The following is a 20101-nucleotide window of genomic DNA, read 5'->3' on the forward strand; positions in this document are numbered from 1 at the left end:
TGCAAAAACACGCTCAACCGCCGCAACCGCTCCCCGCCTGGCCGGGTCCGCGGCCACACCAAGTAGTAGTCCATGCCGCTGGGCACCGCCGTCGGCCAAGGCAAACTCAAGCGTCCCTGGGCCACATCCTCGGCGACCATCAGCAAGTCGCCCATCGAGATGCCGTAACCTCGCGCAGCCGCGATCATGCCCAGCTCCAGGGTATCGAACACCTGTCCGCCCTTGAGTGAGACCTTGTCGCTGAGCCCCATGCGCTCCAGCCATTCGCGCCAGTCACGCTTGTCGGGGGTCGGGTGCAGCAGCTCGATACCCGCCAACCGCCGCTCGTCCCACGGCCCTTCCTTCAACAGGTCCGGCGCCCCTACCGGGATCAACAGCTCGGAAAACAACCGACGTACTTCCCAGTCCGCCGGGAACACCCCGTCACTGAGCAGCACCGCGCAATCGAACGGTTCCTGGTTGAAGTCGACATGGTCGACATCCATCCAGGCGCTGGTCAGTTGCACCTCGTTGCCAGGTTGCAGGTGCCGGAAGCGGCTCAGCCGCGCCAGCAGCCAGCGCATGGTCAGGGTCGACGGCGCCTTCATGCGCAGGATGTCGTCTTCCCCACGCAAGGTATCGCAGGCCCGCTCCAGCGCAGCAAAGCCTTCACGCACGCCGGGCAGCAGCACCCGGGCCGCCTCGGTCAGTTGCAGGCTGCGACCATTGCGCACGAACAGCCGACAGGCGAAATGCTCTTCGAGGGTGCGAATATGCCGGCTCACCGCGCTCTGGGTAATCGAAAGCTCTTCACCGGCACGGGTGAACGAGCTCAGCCGCGCAGCCGCTTCGAATGCGCGCAGTGCATACAGGGGAGGTAGCTGGCGGGACATGGGGCACCTGTCATACGGGGGCGGGAATGGAATGCACTGAATCATATATGCATGAGTTCAACTCATGCCAACCATCGCATTTATCCTTTTGTGCAAAGTTGACCGAAGCCTCAGAATCGTCCCTCGCCCACAGCATCAGGCACAAGGACCTCACCCATGTACGTCGCGCCCACCACAGAACTCAAGGCTTTGCTGCGCCTGGCCGGGCCGCTGATCGCCTCGCAGTTGGCGCACATGCTGATGGTGCTCACCGACACCTTGATGATGGCTCGCATCAGCCCGCAGGCCCTGGCCGGTGGCGGGCTGGGCGCGGCGAGCTATTCGTTCGTGTCGATCTTCTGCCTGGGCGTGATCGCCGCAGTCGGCACCCTGGTGGCGATTCGCAAGGGTGCCAACGACATCGAGGGCGCCACGCGCCTGGCGCAGAACGGCCTATGGCTCGCCTGGGGCCTGGCACTGGTGGCAGCGCTGGTGTTGTGGAACCTGAAACCGGTATTGCTGCTGTTCGGCCAGCAGCCGGAGAACGTAAATTCGGCAGCCGAGTTCCTCACCCTGCTGCCACTGGCCCTGCCCGGCTACCTGACCTTCATGGCCCTGCGCGGCTTCACCAGCGCGCTTGGGCGCTCGACCCCGGTAATGGTCATCAGCCTGGTCGGCACGGTGCTCAACTACCTGTTCAACATCGCCCTGATCGAAGGCATGTTCGGCCTGCCGAAGCTGGGCCTGATGGGTATCGGCCTGGTCACGGCCGTGGTGTCGATGGGCATGGCCATCGCGCTGGCGCTGTACATCCGCTGGCACCCAGCCTATGCCGCCTATCCGCTGCGCAAAGGGCTGTCGCGCCCTTCGCTGCCGGCCCTGCGCGAGCTGTGGCGGCTGGGCCTGCCGATTGGCGGCACCTACATGGTGGAAGTCGGGCTGTTCGCCTTCGCCGCACTGTGCATGGGCGTGCTAGGCAGCACGCAACTGGCGGCACACCAGATTGCCCTGCAGATCGTCTCCACGGCGTTCATGGTGCCGACCGGGCTGTCCTATGCGGTAACCATGCGCGTGGGCCTGTACTACGGCGCCGGCAATCTGTTGGCCGCACGCAGCGCCGGGCGGGTGGGGATCGGCTTCGGCGCAACCATCATGTTTGCCTTTGCAGCGTTGTTCCTGCTGATGCCGGAGGCATTGGTGGGGCTGTTCATCGACCGCAGCGACCCCGGCTTCGCCGCGATCTATCAGCTGGCGGTGCAGTTGCTGATGGTGGCGGCATGGTTTGAGCTGTTCGATGGTATGCAGACCATAGCCATGGGCTCGATACGTGGCTTGAAGGACGCCAAGACCACCTTCCTGATCGGGCTGTGCTGCTACTGGCTGGTGGGGGCGCCGAGCGCCTGGCTGCTCACCTTCACCCTGGGCGGCGGGGCCGTAGGGGTATGGTGGGGGCTGGCGTTGGGGCTGGCCTGCGCGGCGGTGGCGCTGACCATTGGCTTTGAGTGGCGGATGAAGCGGTTGCTGGGGAAAAAAGCTCATCCTGAAAAAGCTGCAGTATCTGCGTGACTGCCGGGGCTGCTTTGCAGCCCTTTCGCGACACGAGGCCGCTCCTACAGAAGAACGCGATTCCCTGTAGGAGCGGCCTTGTGTCGCGAAAGGAGGGCAAAGCCCTCCCCTGCGGTCTTATAGGCACACCAACTGCGGCCGAGCACTTTCCTGCAGATAATCGATCAACTCGCCTACCGGCAGCGGCTTGCTGACCAGGAACCCTTGCACCTGGTCACAGCCAAACCCGCGCAGCAAGGCCATCTGTTCCGGGCTTTCCACGCCTTCGGCTACCACCTCCAGGTTGAGGTTGTGCGCCAGGTTGATCATGGCATGCACCAGCTTGCGGTTCTCTTCGCGCATCTCCATCTCGGCAACGAAGCTGCGGTCGACCTTGAGCAAGGTGATCGGCAGGCTGTTCAGGTGCACGAAGGACGAGAAGCCGGTACCAAAGTCATCCAGCGAGAAGCGCACACCCAGGCGACCCAGGGCATCCATGGTCTGGCGCACCAGCTCGTTGCGGCGCATCACTGCCGTTTCGGTCAGTTCGAACTCCAGCCAGCGCGCATCCACACTGTGCTCGATGATCAACCGGCTCAGGGTGGCCAGCAACTGGCTGTCCTGGAACTGGCGGAAGCTCAGGTTCACCGCCATGTGCAGCGGCGCAAGCCCCTGTTCGCGCAGCGCCTGCATATCGCGCAGGGCACGGGAAATCACCCAGTAGCCCAACGGCACGATCAACCCGCTCTGCTCGGCCAGCGGCACGAACTCGCTCGGCGGCAGCAGGCCGCGCTCGGCATGGCGCCAGCGCACCAGGGCCTCCAGGCCGACGATGCGGCCATCGGCCAGGTTCAGCCGCGGCTGGTAGTGCAGCTCCAGTTCGTCGCGACGCAGCGCCCGGCGCAGCTCGCTTTCCAGGTCGGCCAGGCTGCGCGCATTGCGGTTGATGCGTTCATTGAATACGTGGAAGGTGCAGCCCTGGCTACTTTTGGCCTGGCGCATGGCGATGTGCGCATGCCACATCAGCGGGTCAGGGCCGCCCTGGGCGCGGGCGTGGGCCAGGCCCAGGCTGCAGCCAAGCAGCAGGCTTTCGCCGTCGATCCAGTAGGGTTCGGCCAGCGCCTCGACGATACGCTCGGCGATCCATTCGGCGCGGTTGGCATCGCGGCGCGTGTCGATCAGCAGGGCAAATTCATCGCTGCCCAGGCGCGCCAGCTGGTCGCCGGCCTCCAGTTGCTGCTTGAGGCGCGCGACCACCTGCAGTATCAGACGGTCGCCGCACTGATGGCCAAGGGCGTCGTTGACATGGCGGAAGTTGTCCAGGTCCAGGTGGCCGAGGGCCACGCCGCGGCCTTCGTTCTCCGCCAGGCGCGTGGTCAGCAGGGCCTGGAAACCCTGGCGGTTGGCGATGCCGGTCAGCGGGTCCTGCTCGGCCAGGCGCTGCAACGTCGCCACCAGCACACCGCGCTCGCGCACATGGCGCAGCGAGCGGCGCAGGGCATCGACGTTCAGCTGGTCACGTACCAGCCAGTCGCTGACACCCGTTGGCGATGTGTCTGGTTCGTGGTCGAGCAACAGGATGGTCGGCAGTTCGCAGCGCCCGGGTGCGGGCTGCAACGCCGGCGTGGCCAGCACCACCGCCTGGCGGTCTGCGCTGAAAAGGGTATCGACTGCCGCCCAGTTCGGCGCAGTCAGCAGTACTGCGCTTCCGTCCAGCGGCAGCAGGCATTCGCGTAACAAGGCGGCCCATTCCGGCTCATCAGCCAACAGCAGCAAACGCAAAGGTTCGACAGGCGTGGACAAGCGGGCTCCTTAAGACTCGAAAGGTGTAGCGTTGGATATCGGACATGCTACTGCATAAATGAAAATGATTTTCACTTTTAGACATATCCTTTGCCCACAGTGCCTCCCGTCGCATTTTGACGTGCATCCTGCGCGAAAGTCGGCAAACCGGCAATTACGATTTTTCCGGTGAATAGCATTAGTTTCACTAATGTTTATCCCCGAACAAAAGTCTGACTCAAACGTCAGACGGTCGCGCCACAAGTGGCCCATGCCTGTTAGAATGCGCGGCTATTTTCTGGCGACCCCCGGTTTCTAGCATGTCCCGACTCAATCCCCGGCAACAGGAAGCCCGTGACTACGTCGGCGGCCCTCTATTGGTGCTCGCCGGTGCTGGCTCGGGCAAGACCAGCGTGATCACGCGCAAGATTGCCCATCTCATCCAGAACTGCGGCATCCGTGCCCAGTACATCGTGGCGATGACCTTCACCAACAAGGCCGCCCGCGAGATGAAGGAGCGGGTCGCCACCCTGCTGCGTCCGGGGGAAGGCCGGGGCCTGACGGTGTGTACCTTCCACAACCTGGGCCTGAACATCATCCGCAAGGAGCACGAGCGCCTGGGCTACAAGCCGGGCTTCTCGATCTTCGATGAATCCGACATCAAGGCGCTGCTGTCGGACATCATGCAGAAGGAATACTCCGGCGACGACGGCATCGACGAGATCAAGAACATGATCGGTGCCTGGAAAAACGACCTGATCCTGCCCGCCGAAGCCCTGGAAAAGGCGCGCAACCCGCGCGAGCAGACCGCCGCCATCGTCTACACCCACTACCAGCGCACGCTCAAGGCGTTCAACGCGGTGGACTTCGACGACCTGATCCTGCTGCCGGTCAAGCTGTTCCAGGAGCACCCCGACGTGCTCGAACGCTGGCAGAACCGCGTGCGCTACCTGCTGGTGGACGAATACCAGGACACCAACGCCAGCCAGTACCTGCTGGTGAAGATGCTGATCGGCATGCGCAACCAGTTCACCGTGGTGGGCGATGATGACCAGTCGATCTATGCCTGGCGTGGCGCCCGCCCAGAGAACCTGATGCTGCTCAAGGAGGACTACCCCTCCTTGAAGATCGTCATGCTCGAACAGAACTACCGCTCCACCAGCCGCATCCTGCGCTGTGCCAACGTGCTGATCGCCAACAACCCGCATGCTTTCGAAAAGCAGCTGTGGAGCGAGATGGGCGTAGGCGACGAGATCCGTGTGATCCGCTGCAAGAACGAGGAAGCCGAGGCCGAGCGCGTGGCCATGGAGATCCTCACCCTGCACCTGCGCACCAACCGCCCGTACAGCGACTTCGCGATCCTCTACCGCGGTAACTACCAGGCCAAACTGATCGAACTGAAGTTGCAGCACCACCAGGTGCCGTATCGCCTGTCGGGCGGCAACAGCTTCTTCGGCCGCCAGGAGGTCAAGGACCTCATGGCCTACCTGCGCCTGCTGGTGAACCCGGATGACGACAACGCCTACCTGCGGGTGATCAACGTACCGCGCCGGGAAATCGGCTCGACCACCCTGGAAAAGCTCGGCAACTACGCCACCGAGCGCGGCATTTCGATGTACGCTGCCAGCGAGGAGCTGGGCCTGGGTGAGCACCTGGATGCGCGCTACACCGAGCGCCTGCAACGCTTCAAGCACTGGCTCGACGGGGTGCGCCACAAGGTCGCCCTGGAAGACCCGATCGCCGCGCTGCACGAGATGATCCGCGACATCGACTACGAGAACTGGATTCGCCAGCAGACCGCCAGCGACAAGGCAGCGGAGTTCCGCATCAGCAATGTCTGGTTCCTGGTCGAAGCGCTGAAGAACACCCTCGAGAAGGACGAAGAGGGTGACATGACCATCGAGGACGCCATCGGCAAGCTGGTGCTGCGCGACATGCTCGAGCGCCAGCAGGAAGAGGAAGAAAACGCCGAAGGTGTACAGATGATGACCCTGCATGCTTCCAAGGGTCTGGAGTTCCCTTACGTGTTCATCATGGGCATGGAGGAAGAGATCCTTCCCCACCGCTCCAGCATCGAGGCCGACACCATCGAAGAGGAACGCCGCCTGGCCTACGTGGGCATCACCCGCGCGCGCCAGACCCTGGCCTTCACCTTCGCCGCAAAGCGCAAGCAGTACGGCGAAATCATCGACTGCACACCCAGCCGGTTCCTCGACGAACTACCGCCCGACGACCTGGCCTGGGAAGGCCTGGACGATGCACCGGTCGAGGTCAAGGCCGCACGCGGCAACAATGCCCTTGCCGACATCCGGGCAATGCTCAAACGCTGATCAACCCTTATCCTTTAAATCTGCCGCTTCCAGCGGCCACCTTTGTTACATCGAGGAATACACAGTGGAAGCACTGCATCAGAAGATTCGCGAAGAAGGCATCGTGCTTTCCGATCAGGTTCTCAAAGTCGACGCGTTTCTCAACCACCAGATCGACCCGGCGCTGATGCAGTTGATCGGTGACGAGTTCGCCCGCCTGTTCGCCGATGCCGGCGTGACCAAGATCGTCACCATCGAAGCCTCGGGCATTGCCCCGGCGGTGATGACCGGCCTGAAGCTGGGCGTACCGGTGATCTTCGCGCGCAAGCACCAGTCGCTGACCCTGACCGAGAACCTGCTGACCGCCTCGGTGTATTCATTCACCAAGCAGACCGAGAACACCGTGGCCATCTCGCCGCGCCACCTCAACGGCAGCGACCGCGTGCTGGTGATCGACGACTTCCTGGCCAACGGCAAGGCATCGCAAGCGCTGATCTCGATCATCAAGCAGGCCGGAGCCACCGTTGCCGGCCTGGGCATCGTCATCGAGAAGTCGTTCCAGGGCGGCCGTGCCGAGCTGGACAGCCAGGGCTACCGCGTCGAATCGCTGGCCCGGGTGAAGTCGCTGGAAGGTGGTGTGGTTTCGTTCATCGAGTAACCGCGTCGCCTGCTTCGCGGGCAAGCCCGCTCCCACAGGTATGCACAGGTTTTAAAAGCTGTGCGGTACCTGTGGGAGCGGGCTTGCCCGCGAATGGCAGCAACCCTTTCTATCTGGTCGCCGCCAACCCCGCCAGCAGCAACCGCTGATACAGCTCTTCCTTCAACCCCTGCGGCCGATCCAGCTGCATCCGCGCCAGGTGCGCCTCAAACCCCTCTGGCCCTGGCGCTTCCAGTGCCGCCTTGCCCAGCTCCAGCACCTCACTCAGTTTGAATTTGCTTTTCAACCAGTTCAGCGCGCGCAACAAATCCCGCTCCTCGGCCGTGAAATCCGTACCGAGCGGATACTCCGGGAACAACCGGCCATGACGCGCCTTGATTGCTTCCAGACGCTCAGGCGTATTGTCGCTAAACCGCGCATCCAGCTGAAAATCGCTCGCCAGCTTGCCGGCGCGCTTGGCCTGTTCCATCAACGCCCCCTGGAACCGCGAATCGCTCACCGCCAGCAACCGCGCAATCACCTCGCTATCGGTGTGCCCGCGCAGGTCGGCGATGCCGTATTCGGTCACCACGATATCGCGCAGGTGCCGGGGAATGGTGCAGTGGCCATAGCTCCAGAACAGGTTGGAGCTCACCTCCCCCCCCGACTCGCGCCAGCTGCGCAGCAGCAGGACCGAACGCCCGCCCTCCAGTGCATGGCCCTGGGCGACGAAGTTGTACTGCCCGCCCACCCCGCTCAGCACCCGCCCGTCCTCCAGCTGGTCGGCCACGCCGGCGCCGAGCAGGGTCATGCCGAACACCGTGTTGACGAAGCGCGCATCGCGGCGCTGGCGGCGCTTGAGGTCTTCCTGCCCGTACAATTCGTTGATGAAACTGATGCGGGTCATGCTGAACCGGGCACGCTGCTCCAGCGTCATCTCGCGCAAGCGCTGGTAGAACGCCTGCGGGCCGAGGAAGAAACCGCCATGCACCAGCGCACCCTGCTCATCCGCCGGGCGGCGCACCACGCCCGCCTCGACCAGCGCCAGCAGACCGTTGACGAACATCTCGCTGCAACCGTAAAGACCTTGGGTGAAGGCCTCCAGGCCCCCTTCGCGCTCGATCAACGTCTGCCAGGGGCCGATATCCAGTTCGTCGAGCAAGGCGCGGTAGCCCGCGTTGTCGCCCTGGCGCGCCAGCAATGCCGCCGCCAGTGCATCGCCCATGGCGCCGATGCCGATTTGCAGCGTGCCACCGTCACGCACCAGTGAGCTTGCGTGCAAACCAATGCAATGATCCTGCGTGGTGACTGGCATGTTGGGGGTAGAAAACAGTCGGCGCTGCTCCGCCTCGTCGATCAGCAGGTCGAACGCATCGATCGGCAGTTCGGCATCGCCCGGCATGTACGGTAACTCGCTGTGAACCTGGCCGAGCATGAGGATGGTTTCCCCTGCCGCACGCCGCTTGGCGATCATCGGCTGCAGGTCGAGGGTGATGTCGGGGTTGCAGGCCAGGCTCAGGTGGACGGGCTTCTCGGGCGTGGCAGCGACCAGTTGGGCGATCAAGTTCAGGCCTTTGGCGTTGATGTCACGCGCGGCGTGGCTGTAGTTGCTGCTGATGTAGTCCTGCTGGGCGGTTTCGCTGTGCAGCAGGCTGCCGGGTTGCATGAAGAACTGCTCGACGCGGATGTTCGGCGGCAGGCTGTCGTTGCGCAGGTCGGCGAGGTAGGTGAGTTCTTCGTAGTCGGCGAACACCCGCTCGACGAACGGCTCGAGGAAGCGCTTTTGCAAGCCATCACCAAGAGCTGGGCGCCCCAGCGACAGCGCAGTGTAGATGGTCAGCTGGCGCTCAGGCAGGTCGCGGACCCGGGTGTACAAGGCATTGACGAAGGCGTTGGGCTTGCCCAGGCCCAGCGGCAGACCCATGTGGATGTGGGCTGGCAACTTGTCGAGGACGTACTCGACAGCCTGATCGATGGAGCAGAGGTGCATCGGGGCCTCCTGAATCATCCATGGGGTCAGGGGTTGGACATAAGTTCATCGGGTTGGTTGCCTGGGCCTCTGAGGGCTAGGCGATCTCACACAACGTTGTATTTCTGAGAATCGCAGAGGTCAGGCTAGGAATGGCTATACCTAACCATCAGATTGAGTCGCCTTTGAGCGGGTGAAGGAGCCTAAGCGGCATTCTGATCTCTGTCCTCACAATAAGATTACTGAAAGTAGTGGGTCTGATTAGCATAATGTCAGCACTCGGACGATCGAATTGCACGCCCACTCTCCAACGCTCGACATTTCTTCCATACACCCCAAAAACTCGTCCATTCTTCCCAGCATATATATTGGCGTGCAGGTAGCTAGGGGAAACGTATAACCCATTGCCAAGAAGATTGCGTTTTAAACGGTTTGCATCTACTCCTGCTTCCAACGAATGCGTATGACTCTCCTGGCCACCATGAAAGCCAATCAGCTCGTAGTCAGCAGGCACGCTCTCGGCTTGCTGAACAATTTTCATCTTGTACTTACTGGGTATGTTCCGATAGCTAACGAAAGTCTTTTCTGTTTCCGTGGCCGCTGCGCCGTACAGAGGAGCAGGCAAGTTCTGCTTTTTAGGGAAATGACGTCTGTAATACCTAGAGAACCATCCGAAAATCGGCGATTCACCACTCGGGTCCTGCCGATTTGTGGGATCTGCAAGGCAGTACATGTAAGGATTCAACCCGCCAGCTGAAAATGGACTCATGTTGTCCGGGCTAATGAAACGCATCAATGATGGGTTGTATGCTCGACGACCATTGCCCAACAGATAACACTCTGTTGCAGCATCCACTCGACTACCATTGAAGCCAAGCAAGGTTTGCAAGGCAGAGCGATAGCCATAAGGTGAATAGCCAGGCTGTGCGAGGCTACATGAGTTCTGCGCTGGGAAATTTATTCTGACTCGTTTTGAACACATTTCCCCCTCTTGGAACTTCAGTAAAAAAATTGAGTGTTCTTCAAAAACCTTGAAAATAAAACTGGTAGAAATGCTAGTCGTGCATAGATCCGACTCAGCCCCATTGAGGGGCCTTCCAAGCCGTCCTTGGCTTCAGGGGCTTGGGCGGAGTTGATTGGTTGCCTGTGCCGGCCCTTTCGCGGCTTTAGCCGCGAAGAGGCCGGCACAGGCAGCACAAATACAAAGCCCGCCAGAAATGGCGGGCCTTGTGAATTCATCTGTGGCTTACAGCCCGGACATCTTCTTGATGGCCCCTTTCAGGTCATCATCCGAGCAGTCCGCGCAGGTGCCTTTGGGCGGCATGGCGTTGATGCCTGTAATGGCCTTGGCCAGAATCCCGTCCAGGCCGCCCTGATGGTCCGCGCGCTCTTTCCATGCGGCGGTATCGCCAATCTTCGGTGCCCCCAGCAAGCCTGACCCGTGGCAGGCGTTGCAGTGCTTGGCAATCACCTCATCCGGGGTCTTGGCGCCACCACCACCGCCTGCTGCGGCTGCCACTTCCATACCCTTGCATTCCTGGCCCTGCACACACACCTGGCCGACCGGCTCAAGGCGTTTGGCAAGCTCGTCGTTGGTCGCTGCGGTTGCGCTCATTGCCCAAAGGGCGAATACGGCTGCTGGTATGGCCAGCATCTTCTTGATTTGGTTCACGCGAACACCCTCATGGTGGCTAATCACGCCCGCGGCCACGGTAATGCGAGCGTTGAAAAGTATAGCGGGAACCCGGATACCGTGGAACGACCCTACTCTGGAAAGGGGTATTGCCGAAGCAATGCACTGCGCTGGATCAAAAGTTCGAAGGGGTAGCCGCGCTGATCAGCCGCGCAGGCGCGTCGAACGGGTTGCGAAAACGGTGCGGGCGGGTGCTTTCGAAGTAATAGCTGTCGCCCGCTTCGAGGATGAAGATCTCGTTGCCCACCACCAGTTCGAGCTTGCCTTCGAGCAGGATGCCGGTTTCTTCGCCATCGTGGGTGAGCATTTCGGCACCGGTGTCGGCACCCGGCGGGTAGACCTCGGTGAGGAAGGCGATGGCACGGTTGGGATGCGACTTGCCCACCAGCTTCATGGTCACCGCGCCGTCGGAGATGTCGATCAGCTCGTGGGCCTTGTAGACGATCTGCGCGGGGCTCTCGGCCTCGAGTTCGACCGAAAAGAATTCGACCATCGACATGGGAATGCCGCTGAGCACCTTGCGCAGCGAGCTGATCGAGGGGCTCACGCTGTTCTTCTCGATCATCGAGATGGTGCTGTTGGTCACCCCTGCGCGCTTGGCGAGTTCCCGCTGGGAAAGGCCCTTGAGCTTGCGGATGGCTTGCAGTCGTTCGCCGACGTCCAAAGCTTGCGCCTCCTGAAACGGTGAGATGGCGGGGTGAATGTGAACGATATCATGGCAATGCCGTTCAGTATTTACAACACACCGCCCCTCAAGCTGTCCGCTTCGGCGCCTTATTCGCCGTGATAGTCCAGCGGCACACGCCTCAGGTTGCAGAAGATCTGGTAGGGAATGGTACCAGCCTGCATGGCCACATCACTGGCCAGCACCTGCTTGCCCCACAGCTCGACCGGGCTGCCGACGGTGGCTTCGGGCACGTCGGTCAGGTCGATGCAGAGCATGTCCATCGACACGCGGCCAATCAGTTGGCTGCGCTTGCCGGCGACCACCACCGGCGTGCCGGTGGGTGCGTGGCGCGGGTAGCCATCGGCGTAGCCCATGGCAACCACACCAACGCGGGTTGGCCGCGGGCTGACGAACCTGGCGCCGTAACCCACTGGTTCCCCGGCAGGCAGCTCGCGCACGCTGATGACGCGCGATTGCAGGGTCATCACCGGCTGCAGGCGTGCGGCCTGGGGCTGGTCGGCTTCGAAGGGGCTGGCGCCATACAGCATGATGCCTGGGCGTACCCAGTCGCTCGGGGCTTGCGGCCAGGCCAGCACACCGGGCGAATTGCGCAGGCTGCATTCGGCAGCCAGGCCTTCGCGGGCGGCGTTGAACACGGCGATCTGCTGCTCGGTGGCATCGGCCTCCGGCTCGTCGGCACGAGCGAAGTGGCTCATCAACACGATGCGCGAAACCTTGCCACTGGCCAGCAGGCGCTGGTAGGCGTCGTGGTAATCCTTGGGGTGGAGGCCGACGCGGTGCATGCCGCTATCGAGCTTGAGCCAGATCGTCAGTGGCTTGTGCATCTGGGTCTGCTCGATGGCTTCGAGCTGCCACAGCGAATGCACCACACACCACAGGCCGTGCTCGGCGATCAGTGCCAGTTCGCTGGCTTCGAAAAAGCCTTCGAGCAGCAGCACCGGCGCCTTGATGCCGGCAGCGCGCAACTCCAGCGCTTCTTCGATGCAGGCCACAGCAAAGCCGTCGGCCTCTGGCTCCAGGGCCAGGGCGCAACGCACGGCGCCATGGCCGTAGGCGTCGGCCTTGACCACGGCAAGGGCCTTGGCACCGGACAGTTCACGGGCCAGGCGGTAGTTGTGGCGCAGGGCTTGCAAGTCGATCAGAGCGCGGGCGGGACGCATGGCGGCTGCCTTATGGTGATTCACAGGTTGAAAACGGTGTTGGGTTCTTCGCGGCTGAAGCCGCTCCCACGGGGGCCGCATAACACTCAGGATCATGCGGTAGCTGTGGGAGCGGCTTTAGCCGCAAAGAGGTCGGTACAGGCGACCTTACTGCTGGTGGGCAGGCGCGGTCTGACCGTGCTTGGCGACTTCCGGGCTGTTGCCATACCGGGAAATGTCCAGGCCTTCAGCACTGATCTGCGGTTTCTTGCGCGCAATCAGGTCAGCCAGCAGGCGGCCGGAACCGCACGCCATGGTCCAGCCCAACGTACCGTGGCCGGTGTTGAGGAACAGGTTGCGGAACGCAGTGGCACCCACGATCGGCGTACCATCCGGGGTCGCCGGGCGCAGGCCGGTCCAGAAACTGGCCTGGCTGAGGTCGCCGCCGCGAGGATAAAGGTCGTTGACGATCATCTCCAGCGTTTCGCGTCGACGCGGATTCAGCGACAGGTCAAAGCCGGCGATCTCAGCCATGCCGCCCACGCGGATACGGTTGTCGAAACGGGTAATCGCAACCTTGTAGGTCTCGTCAAGAATGGTCGAGGTCGGCGCCATGTCGGCATCGGTGATCGGCACGGTCAGCGAGTACCCCTTGAGCGGATAAACCGGGGCCTTGATGCCCAGTGGCTTGAGCATCTGCGGCGAGTAGCTGCCAAGGGCCAGCACGTAGCGGTCAGCGGTTTCCAGTTTGCCGTCGATCCATACGCCGTTGATGCGGTCACCGGCGAAGTCCAGGCGCTGGATGTCCTGACCGAAGCGGAATTCCACGCCCAGCTTCACGGCCATTTCGGCGAGCTTGGTGGTGAACAGCTGGCAGTCGCCGGTCTGATCGTTGGGCAGGCGCAGGGCGCCGGCAAGGATGTCCTTCACCCCGGCCAGGGCCGGTTCGACACGGGCGATGCCGTCGCGGTCGAGCAACTCGTATGGCACCCCGGACTGTTCGAGCACGGCGATGTCCTTGGCCGCAGCGTCTACCTGGGCCTGCGTGCGGAACAGCTGGGTAGTACCCAGGCTGCGGTTCTCGTAGGCAATACCGGTTTCGGCACGCAGCTCGTCGAGGCAGTCACGGCTGTACTCGGACAGGCGCACCATGCGCTCCTTGTTCACCGCGTAGCGGCTGGCGGTGCAGTTGCGCAGCATCTGCGCCATCCACAGGTACTGGTCGACATCACCGGTCAGCTTGATGGCCAGGGGCGCATGGCGCTCCAGCAGCCACTTGATGGCTTTCAGCGGTACGCCTGGGGCGGCCCAAGGCGAGGCATAGCCGGGCGAGATCTGGCCGGCGTTGGCGAAGCTGGTTTCCAGGGCCACTGCCGGTTGGCGGTCGACCACGGTCACCTCGAAGCCTTGCCGGGCCAGATAATAGGCACTGGCGGTACCGATCACACCGCTACCAAGTACCAATACTCGCATTGTTCATCCCTCGCACGCGGCGCACCGCTATTTTGTTGATATGGCATGGATGCGCGCAGTATAAGAATCTAAGCCCAGTGCATTTCACTATATAAAAGCCTATTATTGGCGAGAATTCTCGGCAAAATCGCCTTTCACGGAGGGGCATCCCCTATGAGAACCCAGCACCAGAGCAAGCGTGAACTGGACAAGATCGACCGTAACATTCTGCGCATCCTGCAGAATGACGGGCGTATTTCCTTCACCGAACTGGGCGAGAAAGTTGGGCTTTCCACCACCCCTTGCACCGAGCGCGTACGTCGCCTGGAGCGCGAGGGTATCATCATGGGCTACAACGCCCGGCTGAATCCGCAGCACCTCAAGGGCAGCCTGCTGGTGTTCGTGGAAATCAGCCTGGACTACAAGTCCGGCGATACCTTCGAGGAGTTTCGCCGGGCGGTGCTCAAACTGCCCCATGTGCTGGAATGCCACCTGGTCTCGGGGGACTTCGACTACCTGGTGAAAGCACGCATTTCGGAAATGGCCTCGTACCGCAAGCTGCTCGGCGACATCCTGCTGAAACTGCCGCACGTGCGCGAATCGAAGAGCTACATCGTCATGGAAGAGGTGAAGGAGAGCCTCTGCCTGCCAATCCCGGACTGAGCCTAGACCAGCACCTGACGCGTGCTGGCGATGAACTGATGAACCAGCTGCTCGGCTTCGGGCTCGATCATCGGGTCCGGGCCACGGCCGCGTGGGCAGGCCAGGCGCGGCGTGGTGCCGAACAGGCGGCAGATCATCGGCCGTTCTTCATAGACGGTGCAGCCGTTGGGGCCCAGGTGCACGCAGTTCAGGTGCTCCAGCGCGGCATCCTGCTCGGCCTGGGTCTTGCGCGGCAGGCGAGCCATCTCTTCAGACGAGGTGGTGACCGGCCCGCAGCAGTCATGGCAGCCGGGCTCACATTCGAATGAAGGGATCAGTTCGCGCAGGAAATGGATTTTGTGACGGTTGCAGGACATGGCCGGAGAAACACATGAAATTTAAATCAGGCTGAATTATAAGGCCAACTGTCAGGCCTCGGCTTATTCTGCCACTTTCAGAACAGCAACAGGACTTCGCCCATGATCCACAGCGCGCAGCACGCCGCTTCCTATTACGCCGCCAGCAGCGCGCCCCACCCGGACCATTCCTTCCTGCAAGGTGAGCACAGCGCAGATGTGTGTATCGTCGGTGGCGGCTATTCGGGGCTGAACACGGCTATCGAACTGGCCGAGCGCGGCTTCTCGGTGGTCCTGCTGGAAGCCCGCAAGCTCGGCTGGGGAGCCAGCGGGCGCAATGGCGGCCAGCTGATCCGCGGCGTCGGCCACGGCCTGGAGCAGTTTCTTCCAGTGATCGGCGAGGAAGGCGTACGCAGCATGAAGCTGATGGGCCTGGAAGCCGTGGAGATCGTCCGCGAACGGGTCGAACGTCACGCCATTGCCTGCGACCTGACCTGGGGTTACTGCGACCTGGCCAACAAAGCCGAAGAGCTGAAGGGTTTTGCCGAGAGTGCCGATGAACTGCGCAGCCTGGGCTACCGCCACGCGTTGCGCCTGGTCGGCAAGGATGAGATGCACAGCGTGGTGGGCTCCGATCGCTATGTCGGCGGCCTGATCGACATGGGCTCGGGCCACTTGCACCCGCTCAACCTGGCCTTGGGTGAAGCGGCTGTCGCCAGTCGCCTGGGCGTGAAGCTGTTCGAGCAGTCCGAGGTCACGCGCATCGACTACGGCCCCGAAGTCCAGGTGCACACCGCTCAGGGCCGGGTGCGCGCCAAGACTCTGGTGCTGTGCTGCAATGCCTACCACAACGACCTCAACCGCGAACTGGGCGGCAAGGTGCTGCCAGCCGGCAGCTACATCATTGCCACCGAGCCGCTCAGCGAAGAACGCGCGCATCAGTTGCTGCCGCAGAACATGGCGGTGTGCGACCAACGCGTAGCGCTGGACTACTATCGCCTGTCGGCAGACCGCCGCCTGCTGTTCGGAGGTGCCTGCCACTATTCCGGCCGCGACCCTAAAGACATCGCGGCCTACATGCGGCCGAAGATGATCAAGGTGTTCCCGCAACTGGCCGATGTGCGCATCGATTATCAGTGGGGCGGCATGATAGGCATCGGCGCCAACCGCCTGCCACAGGTCGGCCGCCTGGCCAGCCAGCCGAATGTCTATTACGCCCAGGCCTATTCCGGCCACGGCCTGAACGCCACGCACCTGGCCGCACGCCTGCTGGGTGAAGCGATCAGCGGCCAGGAAAGCGGGCGCTTCGACCTGTTCGCCAAGGTGCCGCATGTCACCTTCCCCGGCGGCAAGCACCTGCGCTCGCCGATACTGGCCCTGGGAATGCTCTGGCATCGCCTGAAAGAGCTGGTGTGAAAACCAGCGCTACCCCCTGTAGGAGCGGCCTTGTGTCGCGAAAGGGCCGCAAAGCGGCCCTAGCAACTTCAGCGGCGAAGCTGAAACCTGGGGCCGCTGCGCAGCCCTTTCGCGACACAAGGCCGCTCCTACAGTTGACCGCGTCAGTCTCTCCAGAAGGGCTTGCACCCCTCGGTACGTGCCTGTTCCCAGCTCAGCCCGATATCCCGCAGCTGGTCATCGTCCAGCTGCAGCAGGGCCCGGCGGGTGTGCCAGCGATGCAGCATCAGCCCCCAACGCCCGAGCCCTTCCGGTGCGTTGAACACCTTGGTCTGCTGCCCGGCGTCCAGTTCCCTGGCCAACAGTTGCAAGCGCACATCGCTCATGCCACCCATCGCTGCTCTCTCCCATTCAGTGCGTAACCGTGGAGAAAGCATGCGCGACGACAGGCCCGGCAATACAGATCCAATGCCGGCTTATTATTCCCATACAGCATTGGTCCTCTGACGCCTGAATGCTGTATTTTCAACGCAACTGTACTGGTCGCTTCCTATAAGAAGCGTAGGAGTATGCCTTGACCCTCTACTTGAACCTCGCCGAGCTGCTCGGTGCGCGCATCGAACAGGGCCTCTACCGCCCCGGCCAGCGCCTGCCATCGGTGCGCGCCCTGAGCGTGGAGCATGGCGTCAGCCTGAGCACCGTACAGCAGGCCTACCGCATGCTCGAAGACAGCGGCATGGTTTCGCCACGGCCCAAGTCCGGCTACTTCGTCAGCGACCATCGCCATCTTCCTGCCCTGCCCGCCGTCAGCCGCCCGGCCCAACGCCCGGTGGATATCTCGCAATGGGAACAGGTGCTCGAACTGGTGCGCAGTACCCCGCGTCAGGACGTCATTCAGCTCGGCCGCGGCATGCCCGACATCGACAGCCCGACCCTCAAGCCACTGCTGCGCAGCCTCGCCAAACTGAGCCGGCGCCAGGACATGCCGGGCCTGTACTACGACAATATCCATGGCAACCTGGCCCTGCGCGAGCAGATCGCCCGGCTGACGCTCGACTCCGGCTGCCGCCTGAGCCCGGCCGACCTGGTGGTGACCACGGGCTGCCACGAGGCGCTGTCGTGCAGCATTCGCGCAGTGTGCGAGCCAGGCGATATCGTGGCGGTCGACTCGCCAAGCTTCCACGGCGCCATGCAGACCCTCAAGGGCCTGGGCATGAAGGCCCTGGAAATTCCTACCGACCCGGTCACCGGCATCAGTCTTGAAGCCTTGGAGCTGGCGCTTGAACAATGGCCGATCAAGCTCATCCAGATCACCCCGAGCTGCAACAACCCGCTTGGCTACATCATGCCCGAAGCACGCAAGAAAGCCCTGCTGAGCCTGGCCCAGCGCTACGATGTGGCGATCCTCGAAGACGACGTGTATGGCGACCTGGCCTACACCTACCCGCGCCCGCGCACCCTCAAGTCGTTCGACGACGACGGCCGCGTGCTGCTGTGCAGTTCGTTCTCCAAGACCCTCGCCCCAGGCCTGCGCATCGGTTGGGTCGCCCCCGGCCGATATCTGGAGCGGGTGCTGCACATGAAATACATCAGCACTGGCAGCACCGCCAGCCAGCCGCAACTGGCGATCGCCGACTTCATTGCCGCCGGCCACTACCAGCCCCATGTGCGACGCATGCGCAGCCAGTACCAGCGTGGTCGCGACCTGATGAGCGACTGGGTAACCTGCTATTTCCCGGCCGGCACCCGGGTCAGCCGACCGCAGGGCGGCTTCATGCTGTGGGTGGAATTGCCTGAACATTTCGATACGCTACGGCTGAACCGCGCTTTACTCGAACAGGGCGTACAGATCGCCGTGGGCAGCATTTTCTCGGCCTCGGGCAAATTCCGCCATTGTCTGCGCATGAATTTTGCCGCGCGGCCAACGCCACAGATCGAAGCGGCTGTGCGCAAGGTCGGGGAAACCGCCATTCGTCTACTGGCTGAAGACCACGCCGGGGCGTAACTTTGCGCCGCCTTTGGTAGTCCAACCCCTTAGCGCTTTGCCGTACAGGACGATACCCCCTTGAGACTCCAGCGAGCCTTGCCTCTGCTGCTGGTGCTGCTGCTCGGCCTCAACGGCTGCGCCAGCATCGGCACGCCCCGTGAAACCAGCCAGGCGCTGCCGGCCAGCGAGTCGGCCTTCGGCCGCTCGGTACTACGCCAGGCCGCACCCTATGAGGGGCGCTCGGGCTTTCGCCTGCTGCCCAACAGCAACGAGGCATTCCGCGCCCGCGCCGAGTTGATCCGCAACGCGCAGGCGAGCATCGACCTGCAGTACTACATCGTTCACGACGGGCTGAGCACCCGCGCCCTGGTACACGAACTGCTGCGCGCAGCCGACCGCGGCGTGCGCGTGCGCATCCTGCTCGACGACACCACCAGCGACGGCCTGGACACCATCATGGGCACCCTCGATGCCCACCCGAACATCCAGATCCGCGTGTTCAACCCCTTGCACCTGGGGCGCAGCACCGGCGCGACGCGGGCAGTCGGCCGCCTGTTCAACCTGTCGCGCCAGCACCGGCGCATGCACAACAAGTTGTTCCTGGTGGACAACAGCATGGCCATCGTCGGTGGGCGCAACCTGGGTGACGAGTACTTCGATGCCGAACCCAACCTCAACTTCACCGACATCGACCTGCTCGGCGTCGGCCCGGTGGCCGAGCAATTGGGGCACAGCTTCGACCAGTACTGGAACAGCGCCCTGAGCCGGCCGATCACCGATTTCCTCTGGCAGGCACCGGATGCCGACGACCTGCGCGCCAGCCGCCAGCGCCTGGAAGTGTCCCTGGCCCAGGCGCGGGTAGAGCGCAAGGCCCTGTACGACCGGCTCATGTCCTACCAGTCGCAGCCGCGCCTGCATGTATGGCGTAACGAGCTGATCTGGGCCCACGCCCAAGCGCTGTGGGATGCCCCGAGCAAGGTGCTGGCCGATGATGAGCCGGACCCACAGTTGTTGATGAGCCAGCAGCTGGCACCGGACCTGGCCAGCGTGCAGCACGAGCTGATCCTGATGTCGGCCTATTTCGTACCGGGCGAGCCGGGCCTGCTGTACCTGACCGGCCGGGCCGACGCCGGGGCTTCGGTGAAGTTGCTGACCAACTCGCTGGAGGCCACCGATGTGCCGGCTGTTCATGGCGGTTATGCACCCTATCGCCGTGCCCTGCTCGAACACGGCGTGCAGCTGTTCGAACTGCGTCGTCAGCCCGGCGACCCGACACCTGCGCGCCTGAGCTTCCACGGCAGCAGTTCGGATTCAAGTTTGCACACCAAGGCCATCGTGTTCGACCGGCGCAAGACCTTCATCGGCTCGTTCAACTTCGACCCGCGCTCGGTGCTGTGGAACACCGAGGTCGGCGTGCTGGTGGACAGCCCGGAGCTGGCCGAGTACACCCGCGAACTGGCCCAGCAGGGTATGGCGCCGGCGTTGAGTTACCAGGTCAAACTGGTGGGTGACAAGCTGGTCTGGGCCACTGAGGACAATGGCCAACGGCACATGCTGACCTCCGAGCCGGGTGGTCTCTGGCGCAGGTTCAATGCCTGGATCAGCAAGGCAGTTGGGCTGGAGAAGATGTTGTAGCAACAATTGCCGGGGCTGCTG

17 protein-coding genes are annotated in these 20101 nt (G+C 62.7%); 7 read left to right on the top strand and 10 right to left on the bottom strand.

Going from position 1 to position 20101, the window contains the following annotated elements:
* A partial coding sequence (locus APH33_RS19575) for a LysR substrate-binding domain-containing protein (protein WP_054886745.1) occupies nt 1-872 on the bottom strand: 872 nt, incomplete at its 3' end.
* A 156-nt stretch (nt 873-1028) separates the two neighbouring features.
* Here APH33_RS19575 and APH33_RS19580 point away from each other — a divergent pair.
* On the top strand, nt 1029-2417 hold the full coding sequence (locus APH33_RS19580) for a NorM family multidrug efflux MATE transporter (protein WP_054886746.1): 1389 nt from the start codon (nt 1029-1031) through the stop codon (nt 2415-2417).
* Between the two features lie 117 nt (nt 2418-2534).
* Here APH33_RS19580 and APH33_RS19585 read toward each other — a convergent pair whose 3' ends face one another.
* On the bottom strand, nt 2535-4199 hold the full coding sequence (locus APH33_RS19585; RefSeq protein ID WP_054886747.1) for a bifunctional diguanylate cyclase/phosphodiesterase: 1665 nt from the start codon (nt 4197-4199) through the stop codon (nt 2535-2537).
* Between the two features lie 299 nt (nt 4200-4498).
* On the opposite strand from APH33_RS19585, the gene rep reads away from it, so the two are divergent.
* Nucleotides 4499-6508 carry a DNA helicase Rep gene (rep, locus tag APH33_RS19590; RefSeq protein WP_054886748.1) on the top strand — a complete coding sequence of 670 codons (2010 nt, stop codon included), beginning with the start codon at nt 4499-4501 and terminating at the stop codon, nt 6506-6508.
* A 64-nt stretch (nt 6509-6572) separates the two neighbouring features.
* On the top strand, nt 6573-7145 hold the full coding sequence (locus tag APH33_RS19595; RefSeq protein WP_054886749.1) for a xanthine phosphoribosyltransferase: 573 nt from the start codon (nt 6573-6575) through the stop codon (nt 7143-7145).
* 109 nt (nt 7146-7254) lie between these two features.
* On the opposite strand, the gene APH33_RS19600 is transcribed toward APH33_RS19595, so the two are convergent.
* The 6 genes from APH33_RS19600 to dadA all read right to left on the bottom strand — a co-directional run bounded on the left by APH33_RS19600 (nt 7255) and on the right by dadA (nt 14086).
* A complete protein-coding gene (locus tag APH33_RS19600; RefSeq protein WP_054886750.1) occupies nt 7255-9114 on the bottom strand; it encodes an acetyl-CoA hydrolase/transferase C-terminal domain-containing protein in 1860 nt (619 codons plus the stop codon).
* 148 nt (nt 9115-9262) lie between these two features.
* Entirely contained in the window at nt 9263-10075 is an 813-nt protein-coding gene (locus APH33_RS26870; RefSeq protein ID WP_082433664.1) for an RHS repeat-associated core domain-containing protein, read from the bottom strand.
* Nucleotides 10076-10339: 264 nt separating this feature from the next.
* Nucleotides 10340-10765: a cytochrome c5 family protein gene (locus APH33_RS19605; RefSeq protein ID WP_177332429.1), complete on the bottom strand. Its 426-nt coding sequence runs from the start codon at nt 10763-10765 to the stop codon at nt 10340-10342.
* A gap of 136 nt (nt 10766-10901) precedes the next feature.
* On the bottom strand, nt 10902-11450 hold the full coding sequence (locus APH33_RS19610) for a cupin domain-containing protein (RefSeq protein WP_027917004.1): 549 nt from the start codon (nt 11448-11450) through the stop codon (nt 10902-10904).
* 110 nt (nt 11451-11560) lie between these two features.
* On the bottom strand, nt 11561-12634 hold the full coding sequence (alr, locus tag APH33_RS19615; RefSeq protein ID WP_054886751.1) for an alanine racemase: 1074 nt from the start codon (nt 12632-12634) through the stop codon (nt 11561-11563).
* A gap of 147 nt (nt 12635-12781) precedes the next feature.
* Nucleotides 12782-14086: a D-amino acid dehydrogenase gene (gene dadA / locus APH33_RS19620; protein WP_054886752.1), complete on the bottom strand. Its 1305-nt coding sequence runs from the start codon at nt 14084-14086 to the stop codon at nt 12782-12784.
* Nucleotides 14087-14239: 153 nt separating this feature from the next.
* Here dadA and dadR point away from each other — a divergent pair, with 153 nt between their 5' ends.
* Entirely contained in the window at nt 14240-14728 is a 489-nt protein-coding gene (dadR, locus tag APH33_RS19625; protein WP_003258963.1) for a transcriptional regulator DadR, read from the top strand.
* A gap of 2 nt (nt 14729-14730) precedes the next feature.
* Here the strand turns inward: dadR and APH33_RS19630 are convergent, their stop codons facing one another.
* A complete protein-coding gene (locus APH33_RS19630; protein ID WP_054886753.1) occupies nt 14731-15084 on the bottom strand; it encodes a YkgJ family cysteine cluster protein in 354 nt (117 codons plus the stop codon).
* A 102-nt stretch (nt 15085-15186) separates the two neighbouring features.
* Here APH33_RS19630 and APH33_RS19635 point away from each other — a divergent pair, with 102 nt between their 5' ends.
* Complete coding sequence (locus tag APH33_RS19635) at nt 15187-16479, top strand: FAD-binding oxidoreductase (protein ID WP_054886754.1); 1293 nt, start codon at nt 15187-15189, stop codon at nt 16477-16479.
* 143 nt (nt 16480-16622) lie between these two features.
* Here APH33_RS19635 and APH33_RS19640 read toward each other — a convergent pair whose 3' ends face one another.
* Nucleotides 16623-16853: a DUF1127 domain-containing protein gene (locus APH33_RS19640; protein ID WP_054886755.1), complete on the bottom strand. Its 231-nt coding sequence runs from the start codon at nt 16851-16853 to the stop codon at nt 16623-16625.
* A gap of 179 nt (nt 16854-17032) precedes the next feature.
* Here APH33_RS19640 and APH33_RS19645 point away from each other — a divergent pair, with 179 nt between their 5' ends.
* Nucleotides 17033-18463 carry a PLP-dependent aminotransferase family protein gene (locus APH33_RS19645; protein ID WP_054886756.1) on the top strand — a complete coding sequence of 477 codons (1431 nt, stop codon included), beginning with the start codon at nt 17033-17035 and terminating at the stop codon, nt 18461-18463.
* Nucleotides 18464-18523: 60 nt separating this feature from the next.
* Complete coding sequence (locus APH33_RS19650) at nt 18524-20080, top strand: phospholipase D family protein (protein WP_054886757.1); 1557 nt, start codon at nt 18524-18526, stop codon at nt 20078-20080.
* Nucleotides 20081-20101 lie beyond the last annotated feature (21 nt).

This window comes from Pseudomonas sp. NBRC 111130 (assembly GCF_001320485.1).
GTDB lineage: Bacteria > Pseudomonadota > Gammaproteobacteria > Pseudomonadales > Pseudomonadaceae > Aquipseudomonas > Aquipseudomonas vlassakiae.

Excerpts from the sequence above, each read along its gene's own strand:
- APH33_RS19640 (WP_054886755.1), bottom strand. The coding sequence starts at position 16,853 with ATGGGTGGCATGAGCGATGTGCGCTTGCAACTGTTGGCCAGGGAACTG.
- APH33_RS26870 (WP_082433664.1), bottom strand. The coding sequence starts at position 10,075 with ATGTGTTCAAAACGAGTCAGAATAAATTTCCCAGCGCAGAACTCATGT.
- APH33_RS19635 (WP_054886754.1), top strand. The coding sequence starts at position 15,187 with ATGATCCACAGCGCGCAGCACGCCGCTTCCTATTACGCCGCCAGCAGC.
- APH33_RS19600 (WP_054886750.1), bottom strand. The coding sequence starts at position 9,114 with ATGCACCTCTGCTCCATCGATCAGGCTGTCGAGTACGTCCTCGACAAG.
- dadA (WP_054886752.1), bottom strand. The coding sequence starts at position 14,086 with ATGCGAGTATTGGTACTTGGTAGCGGTGTGATCGGTACCGCCAGTGCC.
- rep (WP_054886748.1), top strand. The coding sequence starts at position 4,499 with ATGTCCCGACTCAATCCCCGGCAACAGGAAGCCCGTGACTACGTCGGC.
- APH33_RS19580 (WP_054886746.1), top strand. The coding sequence starts at position 1,029 with ATGTACGTCGCGCCCACCACAGAACTCAAGGCTTTGCTGCGCCTGGCC.
- dadR (WP_003258963.1), top strand. The coding sequence starts at position 14,240 with ATGAGAACCCAGCACCAGAGCAAGCGTGAACTGGACAAGATCGACCGT.
- APH33_RS19630 (WP_054886753.1), bottom strand. The coding sequence starts at position 15,084 with ATGTCCTGCAACCGTCACAAAATCCATTTCCTGCGCGAACTGATCCCT.
- alr (WP_054886751.1), bottom strand. The coding sequence starts at position 12,634 with ATGCGTCCCGCCCGCGCTCTGATCGACTTGCAAGCCCTGCGCCACAAC.